The following is a 9,687-nucleotide window of genomic DNA, read 5'->3' on the forward strand; positions in this document are numbered from 1 at the left end:
ACCACGAGGTGTTTATGTCCTGGCGCCGACGCCTCGACGTGCACCGCGCGATAACCGCCCAGAGATGCGGGCTTGCTGGAGTGGTAACCCACGATGTATTGGTTTCGGATGTCCTGCGCCACCTGGGACGCAATTTCGTCCACCTGATCCAGCGATTTGGGGAAGTACGCTATCCCGCCCGTCTCCGCCGACAACATTTCGAGGTCGTTGCGCGCCTTGTCGGCTTCCTTCTTGTTGGCGTCATACAGGAGTCCGATGGTATACACCACGGGGCCGCCCAGGTTTTGCACTCTCCGGATCGCCTCTTCCAGCGCCAGCCGCGAAGCGTTGTCCGCCCCATCGGTCACAATCAGAAGCGCCTGTTTGGGCTGGCGCGCATGATGGGAAAGCTGGTCCGCGGAAGCCGCCACGGCGTCGTACAGCGCCGTGGCTCCGCGGGCGTCGAAGCGGTCAATCCCCCGGCGCAGCGCCACGCGATCCACCGTGAACCCCTGGTCGAGATACGCCTTGTCGTTGAAATTCACCACGAATGCAGAGCTCCGGGGATTTGACTCCGCCAGCAGCTTTGCCGCCGCCGCATCCACGGCCTGGCGCTTGTCCAGCATCGATCCCGAGCTGTCGATCAGAATGCCCATCGCCACCGGCTGATCCTGGTGCACAAACGAGCTGGTCCGCTGCGCGACCCCGTCCTCAAACACGTGGAAGTCGTTGCGATTCAGGTCCAGGATGGGCCGGCCCTTCTCGTCCACCACGGTGCAGTTCAACAGGACTTCATCGACGTCCACGTCCAGCTTGTAGGTGTTGTGCCCCTGATCTTTAAGCTGTCCCTTGCCGCCGGCAGCATTGCCCGCCGTCTCCTTCTCCGGAACCGCAATGTCGGGCGAAGGGATGGGATCGCGGTCCTCGGCGAGGGAGGGCTGGACCTCCGGCCTGGTCGGGTTATTCATCTGGGGGGCGGCAGGGGCAGCCTGTGTAGCGGGGGCAGCCGGCGGATTCTGGGCAACAAGCGGGCAGAGCCCCGTAACAGGGACACCCAAGGCGGCAAGAGCCAACAAACGAAACGAATTGCGCATGTTTAGGGAGAGCATAGGCAGACTTTCGGGAACACTGCTTCAACTATTTGGATGCAAACCCGCGCCGAAATGCCGTCAGCTTGTCGATTCCCGACTCAGGGCCGCGTCGATTTGTGCCAGATCCCGGAACCGGGTTTCCGGCAACATCATTACTGCCGCGATCATGACGGTGTAGGCCGCGCCGGCAAATACCGCAATCGCCGTGCCCAGGGCCACGCGCGCGCTGAAATATCCAACCAGAGCCGGAAACAACGCGCCCACGGCCCGCCCGAAGTTATATGTGAACCCCTGCCCCGACCCGCGCAGCGAGGTTGGAAACAGCTCCGTGAAGAAGCTTCCCATGGGACTGAAGGACCCTGACGGGAAGAACCCCAAGGGAAACCCGAGCACCAGGGTGGCCCCATTCCCCAGTGGCAGCACCATGTAGGCCGCAATCGCCACGAACGATCCCGCGGCAAACACCATCAAGGCCGGGCGGCGTCCTATGCGGTCGGTCAGGTGCGCGCTCGTCAGGTATCCCGCGAACGATCCCGCAATCACAACCAGCAAGTATGCCCCGGTGGACACCACCCCCAGCCCGCGTGCGCGCAGATAGAGAGGCAGAAAGGTATTCACCGCGTAATATCCGCCCTGCGCGCCGAGCGCCACCATGGATGCCCACAGCGTGGTGGGCAGCAGCGGCCGGGAGAATATCTTCAGAAAGTGCCCGGGGGCCCGCGTTTGCGAAGGCCGCATGAAGATCTCCGGCTCCCGCACATGCCTTTGAATCCAGAACGCCAGCAGCGCCGGCGCCAGTCCCACCCAGAACATGGCCCGCCACGCGTACTCCGCCGGCAAGACGTTGAAGGCAACGGTATAGAACACCGCCGCCAGGGCCCAGCCCACGGCCCATCCGGACTGGGTTGTACCGACGGCTCTGCCGCGAAACCTGGCGCGAATCCGCTCCGCGATCAGCACCGACCCCACGGCCCACTCGCCGCCGAACCCCAGCCCCTGCAGGCCGCGCACGACCAGCAACTGGGAGAACGAGGTGGTGAACCCGCTCAGAAACGTGAACACGGCAAACCACACAATCGTGATCTGCAGAACGCGCACACGGCCCCAGCGGTCCGCGGCGAGCCCTGCCATCCACCCGCCCAGGGAAGAGAGCAGAAGCGCGGATGTTCCGAGCCAACCGGCCTGTGCTTTGGAGATGTGCCACAGCAGGATGAGCGATGGCAGCACGAAGCTGTACACCATGACGTCCATCCCATCCAGCATCCAGCCGGCGAACGTGGCAATCAGCGTGGCTCGCTCTCCGCGATCCAGCCGCCGCAGCCACCAGCCCGCTTCAGGCATTTGGCGAACGTGAAGTTCCAGATCCGCTCTCCCCACTCTGTGACTCTGTCACTTTGTCACTCTCGACCTGGCGTCCCCAGCCTCCGCCGCCCGGGGTCTCGATCCTCACCGCATCCCCGGTCTTCGCCATCACCGATCCCTTGCCTGGCAACTCCGCCTCGCTCCGGTCGGCCTTGATGAGCGCCGCCCGCCCCAAGGCGCCGTCGGCCCCGCCGGCCAACCCATACGGCGCAAACTTCCTGCGATCGGCAAGCAGGGTTACCTGCGCGTCGGCAAGCAGCTCAATCTCGCGCACCAATCCATTGCCGCCCCGGAACTTCCCTGCCCCGCCCGACTCCGCTCGATACCCATAGTGCCGCACCCGAAACGGATACGCGTACTCGAGAGCCTCGACGGGCGTATTCAGCGAGTTCGTCATGTGGCAATGGACGCCGTCGATGCCGTCAGCATTGGGCCGCGCGCCCATGCCGCCCGCGATGGTCTCGTAATATGCGAAGGGCGACCCGGTGCGCGGATCAACACCGCCGATGGTGAGATTGCTCATGGTGCCGTAACTGGCCGCCGGCACCCGCTCCGGAGCGGCCTGCGCCAGGGCGCGCAGCAGCACATCGGCGATGCGCTGGCTGCACTCCACGTTGCCGCCTGCCACCGCAGCCGGAGGCACGGCGTTCACAATACTGCCCAGCGGGGCCTTCACTGTCACAGGAATCATCACGCCGGCGGTCGCGGGCGCATCTTGCCTGAGCAGACAGCGCAGCACGTAGAAGCACGCCGACCAGGTGATGGGATAGACCGCGTTCACCGCACCGCGCACCTGGGGCGACGAGCCCTCGAAGTCAATTATCACGGATCCCGCGCGCGGATCGAATGTCATCTGCACGGCAATGCGGATGGGCTGCTCGCTCACCCCATCATCGTCAAGGTAGTCAGCCGCAGCGCAGGTGCCCGCCGGCATGGTGCGCAGTTCCGCCCGCATCAGGCGCTCGGAATAGGCAACGAGTTCCTCAGCCAGGGTCTGCACTTTCTGCAGGCCGTACTTCGCCACCACTTCAAGAATCCTGCGCTCGCCGACGCGGCATGCACCCAACTGCGCGGCCAGATCGCCTTCTCGTTCTTCCGGCGTTCTCACGTTGGCGAGCAGGATCGACAGGACTCCGCGATCCATTTCGCCTTTCCGCATCAGCAGCACCGGGGGAATCCGAATGCCTTCCTGGTAAATCTCCTGAGCCGGCCCCATGGAGCCCGCGTACATTCCGCCCACATCGGCGTGATGCGCGCGCGACGCCGCGTAGAACGAGGGCTTGCCGGTACTGTCGACAAAAACCGGCAGCACCAGCGTGATGTCCGGCAGGTGGGTGCCGCCCGCATAGGGATCGTTGAGGATAGCGACGTCGCCTGGCTGCATGGCGATGGCCTCGACCGCGGCCTTGACACTCATGGGCATAGCGCCGAGGTGCACCGGCATGTGATCGCCCATGGCGATCACACGCTCGCCGGCGTCGAAGAGCGCGCACGAGTAGTCGCGCCGCTCCTTGATGTTGGGCGAGATGGCGGTCCTTCGCAGCGCCGCGCCCATCTCTTCTGCGATTGAATGCATGCTGCTCTGGAAGATTGCCAGTTCCACGGGATCGACAGCGCTCATGCGTGCACCTCAATCACCAGATTGCGCAGCTCGTCGACCCGCAGCACATCGCCTGGCGGAAGAACAGTCGCCGAGCTGTACTCGGTCACAATTGCGGGCCCCGCGAACACATCGCCCGCGCGCAGCCGCTCGCGGTCGTACAGGCGCGTGGGGACCCACTCGCCGTCGAAGTAGACCTGCCGCATCGACAGCAGCGCGCCACTTCCATCGCCCTCGTGCGCGGTCTCGCGCATCTGCTCAAACGCGGGCGCGGGCGCGATCATGCGCAAACGTACGTTCACAATCTCCACTGGCCGGCCGGCTTTGGCGAATCCATACCGCCGCTCGTGGAGGCGGTGAAATTCCTCCGCCATCGCCGGACCAAACGGCACATTCAATTCATAGCCCTGCCCGCGATAGCGCAGATCACAGGTCCGCTGGGTCACGCCCTCAAGTCCCTCGCGAAGGAAGTCATTTTGCCCGGCGCTTTCCATCTCCGCAAACACACGCTCTATATCCGTGCCCAGCGGCAGCATCACGGTCCGCGAATACTCGCGCATGGTATCCGCCAGGAGAATTCCCACCGCCGACAGCGCACCGGGCAGCGCCGGCACCAGCACGCGCGGCACGCGCAGAGCATGAGCGAGCGCGCACGCGTGCACGGGCCCTCCGCCTCCAAACGCCACCAGCGTGAAGTCGCGTGGATCGAAGCCGCGCTCAATTGAGATCACGCGGATGGCTTTCGCCATTTCCGTCTCGATGACACGCAGGATGCCGGCGGCAAAGTCCTCTGCCGAACCGAGCGGCCCCCTGGCCTGCTGCATGAAATGCTGTGCCCGCCCCAAGTCGAGCTTGACCGCGCCGGCGAGAAAGCTCTCCGTGTCGAGCCGCCCCAGGATCAAATTGGCATCCGTCACGGTAGGCAGTTCGCCGCGCCCGAAGCACACGGGACCAGGCATGGCTCCGGCCGATTGGGGGCCCACCCGCAGCATTCCGCCCGCGTCGAATCTTGCGAGAGACCCGCCTCCCGCACCAGCGGTGTGAATGTCGAGCATAGGCACGCCGATGGGCACGCCCGACACTACTGACTCATTGCTGACACGCAGGCCACCGGCACTGGCATCCACGAGACACACATCGGTCGATGTTCCACCCATGTCGAAGCCGATGATTCGCTCAAACCCTGCTGCACACGCCAGCTTGTATGCGCCCACGACGCCGCCCGCCGGTCCCGACAGCACGGTCCGCACCGGCTCTTCCGCCGCCACCCGCGCCGAAATGATTCCTCCTGACGACTGCATCACCTCCAGACGCGACTGGCCTTCCATGGCGGCCGCCAGCTTGCCGAGGTAGGTTCCCACCAGCGGCGCCAGATATGCATTCGCCACCACCGTGGCAGCGCGCTCATACTCGCGAAACTCGGGCAGAATTTTGTGCGAGACCGACAGCGGCAGCGCCAGGTCCTTGAGGGCCTCCGCCACCGCCTGCTCATTTTCTGGATTGGCAAACGAGAAAAGGAGCGAGACCGCGACGGCTTCCACGCCGGCGGCGCGCACCGCGTCTGCCAGTCGTCTGAGCTCCTCATTGGAAGATTCCCGCAGCCGTTCGCCTTCGGCGCTGGTCCGCTCCGCCACGCCGAACCGCAAACCGCCAGGCACCAGGCACACGGGGGCGGGCTGAAACCAGTCATACAGCCTGGGTCTTGCCTGCCTGCCGATGGCAATCGTGTCTTCAAATCCGGCAGTGGTCACAAACGCCACGCGTGCGCCCTTACGCTCGAGCATCGCGTTTGTGCCTACCGTGGTCCCATGCCGGACCACCACACTGTGAGTGACGCCAAGCGCGCGCAGCCCATTCAGCACCGCCTGTCCCGGGTCCTGCGGTGTCGAAAACAGCTTCAGCGCGACAAGCTTCCCACCGCGCAGCATTACGCAGTCAGTAAACGTGCCGCCTGCATCAATCGCCACGCGATCGTACCTGTGCCCTGCAGCGCTGGTCGCAGACACACCCACTCAGAACCCCTCTGCCTGTGGCAATTGTTTGCCCGAACTCCGCGGCAATCCCCAAGATTATTGCAGATGCATAATCATGGCCGCGGAGTCCCGAGCCAAACCACACCCAACAGAGGCAAAATCGCTCACGCCCTCATCTGAAAACGACGAAGCTGCGGTTCTCCCAGTTGTCACTCGTCCCGGAACGGACAAGCGGCCCAGGTACTTGAATCTGAGCCGCTCGTTCCTTACCAGGTCGTCAGCTTCACGTTATCGATCCACTCGTGAACGGGGGTGCCGCTGGCGCTCTGGTCGAGCTGATACTGGATTCCAATGGCGTCCGGCCATGGGGTAGGATTCACGGTCCACACCTGGTTCACGGCGTATGCATGGCCATCCACGGAGAGGGTGTCGTAGCGGTATTGGGTTGGGCTGATCCGCTCCACGTACCACTGCACGTGGTGCCAGGTGTCGGCGGCCCAGCGCGGGCAGGGCATGCCGGTCACGATCCAGCGATTGTTGGCGCTGTCCCAGGTGTTCCAATAGCCGTCGCCGAAATCGCACTGGCTTCCGATCATGAACTCGGTGCCGCCCAGGAAGTGGAACAGGTCGAACTCCGCCGACCAGATATTCGCGGCCGAGGTGGCATCGTGGTAGACCCAGAAGTCCCAGACGTAGTGCGTTGCGGCATTTGTTCCCGGCATGGTTTTGATGAACAGGGCATTCGTCCAGGGCAGCCCCCCATCGAACAGCTCGCGACTGCTGCCGCTCATCGACGGCTCGGTGCGGAAGGGCGCCGTCCAATAGTTGGTGCTCAGATTGGTGCCCTCGGCGCAGAGGCTGCACTGCTTCCAATCGGCGGTGGTGTTCTGCATCTGGGTGAACTTTTTTGCGGTGGCGGGCGGAGCGGGGATAGCGGCGCGGCTCGCGGGCGCCGGGCCCACCTGCAGCAGCAAAGTGGCGGAAGTACCGAATCTGGTCTGGTCCCAGGCGCGTGCATAGATCAGGTGACGGCCGTTGGAGAGGTTCAGGTTCTGCGAGAGGGTGTCGGTGTGGTTTGTGTCGCGATAGGCAACGTTGTCGTCCACGTAAATGACCCAGCCGACCACTCCATGGGGGCTGTTCGCGGTGGCGTAGACATGCACCTGGTTCGCGTTCTGGCCGGGCTTGGGGCTTTGCAGCCACACCGACACCTGGGCCTGTGACGCCGCCCCACAAAGAAACAGCAAACCGGGAAGAAGCAATGATTTCATTGCCGCAGAGATCCCGCGTTGTACGCGGGCTGGGTACACCAATCTTGTAAATGTCCTGGCCATACACACCTTCATTGATCAGATTTGGGGATTGTGCGTTCAAGCGCACACACGAGCGCAGCCGCCGGGCTTGGCCCATTCAGCAGACATAAGTTGATTATTTTTTTATTTGAACGTTCTGGTCGGAGAGGCCCGGTGGAACCTGGTGCGGAGACTACCAACCTTTTTAGGCAACAGCGCGATAACCGCAAATCTAAACGACGCGAACAGCACACACGCTAACCAGGCGATGTGCTTTCTCGGCTTGAAGTTATGCCCGGAGAATACATGTTGGCAGAACGCAATGCAAGTTACATTCCCGTAAAAGGGCGGTCGGGGGCAACTCGGAAAGGCCGATTATGCATCGGGAGGGGGTTCGAGCTCGCAGCGGCAGCCCGGAGCGATAGAATTTTCTTCGACATGAGTACGAAGATAGCCTTCCTGTTTCCGGGACAGGGATCGCAGGCCGTGGGTATGGGCCGCGAACTGTCCGAGCAGTTTCCGATCGCCAAACAGACGTTCGCCGAGGCCGATGAGGCGCTCGGCTTTGCTTTGTCGAAGCTTTGCTTTGAAGGGCCTGAAGAGGACCTTCGCCTCACCGAGAATACGCAGCCCGCGATCCTTACCGTGAGCGCGGCGGCGTGGCGGGTTCTGGAGGAGAAGGGCGTGAAGCCGGATCTGGCGGCGGGGCACTCGCTGGGGGAGTGGTCGGCGCATGTGGCCGCCGGCACGTTGAGCTTTGCCGACGCGGTGCGATCAGTGAAGGCCCGCGGACGCGCCATGCAGCAGGCGGTTGCGCCGGGCCAGGGCGCCATGGCGGCCGTGTTGATGCTTGATCCCGCGCAGGTGGCCGAGGCGTGCGCCCAGGCTGCCGCGGAGACCGGCCAGACGGTGCAGGCCGCGAATCTGAATTCGCCCTCGCAGACGGTCATCTCCGGGGCGGCTGCGGCAGTGGAGAAAGCTGCCGCCCTGTGCAAGGAGAAGGGCGCCAAGCGCGCCGTGATGCTGCCTGTGAGTGCTCCATTCCATTGCGCTCTGATGCAGCCGGCGCAGGAGGAAGTGGCGCGCGGGCTGGGTGCTCTCACGCTTCAGGATCCGAGGGTGCCGGTTGCCGCCAATGTCACAGGAGCGCTGGTGACTACATCGGCCGAGGCCAAGGACGCGCTCATCCGCCAGGTCACGGGAGCCGTGCGCTGGGCGGATTGCATCAGGGCGCTGGTGGCGGCCGGCGCCAGCACGTTTGTGGAAGTGGGGCCGGGCAAGGTGCTGACGGGGCTGATGAAGCAGATCGATTCTGCCCAGAAGGCGATGAACGTGGAAGACGCGGCGAGCCTGGAGAAGGCACTGACGGAGCTGAGGGCGTAGCCGTCAAGGCCCATCTCACTTTGCAGCCATGCCCAGACAAGGAGAAAACCTGGATACCCAAGAGCAGGCGGTGCGTGACGCAGAACAAGGGTGGAACGCGGCCATCCTTCGACGGGATGTCGCAGCGGCACGGGAATTCATGGCGCCCGAGTACCAGCTTCTGGTTGGAATCGAAGGACGGAACCTGGCACGTTATCCCCTCGCGCTGTGGCTCGCCGCACTTCCGAACTACGTCATTCACAGCCACACCACGCACGACATGAACATTTCAGTGTGGGGTGACGTTGCTGTAGCCACACTCGCGCACTGGCAAGACGCCGAGGCGTGGGACGGCCGCGACATCTCGGGAAACTTCATGCTCACGGATGTCTGGGTGTTCCGGGACGGCCGCTGGCTGGTGGCGGAACGGCATTCCTCACGGCTTGAGGAGATGCCCTCTTCCAAGGCGTGAACAGGATCTAAGGCCCGAGATACAGCTCCACCGGCGAGAAGCTCAGCGTACCCGATTTGGGGTCATAGGCCAGGAAGAGCGGCTTGCTGCGGTGCTGGTTGATGAAGACCCCCACCACCAGGACGTTGCCGGCAAAGCGGGCGGCGGCGATGTCGTGGTGCTTGATGGCGCCGTAGTCATTGTCGTGGCTGGTGGGGCTCCAGTCCTCCTGGAAGCGCGTAAACGTGTAGCCCTGGTCCTGGGCATTCTGCTGCTGCCAGTTGCTGTTGTGAATCCACACGCCGTAGGCAGCGGCCATGTCGTTTTTTTCCACGTCGCTCAAAAAAGTATTGATCTCAGAGCGGCCGCGCATGTGCGCGAACCAGTGCCAGGGCCAATCGACAGGGAAACCGGAAACAATCCATGCGAGGATGACGAGCCCCGTGAAGGTTGCCACTCCTGACCACGCGATGATGCGCTTGCGGCGGTCTTTGGCTTCGTCAAAACGAGGTGCGTCGAGCAAGGTCATCATGGGCTCCAGCGGTGAGTGGATAGCGTTCGGTGATCAGGTGGTCCG

Annotated in this window: 8 protein-coding genes; 2 read left to right on the top strand and 6 right to left on the bottom strand. The window is 63.5% G+C overall.

Annotation, left to right across the window (positions count from 1 at the left end):
• From VGL22_RS11205 to VGL22_RS11225, 5 genes are all read right to left on the bottom strand, one after another.
• The coding region (locus tag VGL22_RS11205; protein WP_465267008.1) for a VWA domain-containing protein at positions 1-1,088 on the bottom strand (1,088 nt) is incomplete at its 3' end.
• 60 nt (positions 1,089-1,148) lie between these two features.
• Entirely contained in the window at positions 1,149-2,411 is a 1,263-nt protein-coding gene (locus VGL22_RS11210) for an MFS transporter (protein ID WP_465267009.1), read from the bottom strand.
• Positions 2,404-4,053, bottom strand: a complete 1,650-nt coding sequence (locus VGL22_RS11215) for a hydantoinase B/oxoprolinase family protein (protein ID WP_465267010.1) — start codon at positions 4,051-4,053, stop codon at positions 2,404-2,406. The genes VGL22_RS11210 and VGL22_RS11215 overlap by 8 nt, the downstream gene beginning before the upstream one ends.
• Positions 4,050-6,038 (bottom strand): hydantoinase/oxoprolinase family protein, encoded by a 1,989-nt coding sequence (locus VGL22_RS11220; RefSeq protein ID WP_465267011.1) that lies wholly within the window; start codon positions 6,036-6,038, stop codon positions 4,050-4,052. Before VGL22_RS11220 ends, VGL22_RS11215 begins: the two co-directional genes overlap by 4 nt.
• Positions 6,039-6,271: 233 nt before the next feature.
• Positions 6,272-7,276 carry a hypothetical protein gene (locus VGL22_RS11225; RefSeq protein ID WP_465267012.1) on the bottom strand — a complete coding sequence of 335 codons (1,005 nt, stop codon included), beginning with the start codon at positions 7,274-7,276 and terminating at the stop codon, positions 6,272-6,274.
• Positions 7,277-7,735: 459 nt separating this feature from the next.
• Between VGL22_RS11225 and fabD the strand changes: the two genes are divergently transcribed.
• Complete coding sequence (fabD, locus tag VGL22_RS11230) at positions 7,736-8,680, top strand: ACP S-malonyltransferase (protein WP_465267013.1); 945 nt, start codon at positions 7,736-7,738, stop codon at positions 8,678-8,680.
• A gap of 28 nt (positions 8,681-8,708) precedes the next feature.
• Entirely contained in the window at positions 8,709-9,131 is a 423-nt protein-coding gene (locus VGL22_RS11235) for a YybH family protein (protein WP_465267014.1), read from the top strand.
• Between the two features lie 7 nt (positions 9,132-9,138).
• Here VGL22_RS11235 and VGL22_RS11240 read toward each other — a convergent pair whose 3' ends face one another.
• The gene (locus VGL22_RS11240) at positions 9,139-9,642 is read right to left on the bottom strand and encodes a hypothetical protein (RefSeq protein ID WP_465267015.1); all 504 of its coding nucleotides are present in this window, start codon (positions 9,640-9,642) and stop codon (positions 9,139-9,141) included.
• Positions 9,643-9,687 lie beyond the last annotated feature (45 nt).

Source organism: Occallatibacter sp., from assembly GCF_036502485.1.
In the GTDB taxonomy this organism is placed as follows: domain Bacteria; phylum Acidobacteriota; class Terriglobia; order Terriglobales; family Acidobacteriaceae; genus Telmatobacter.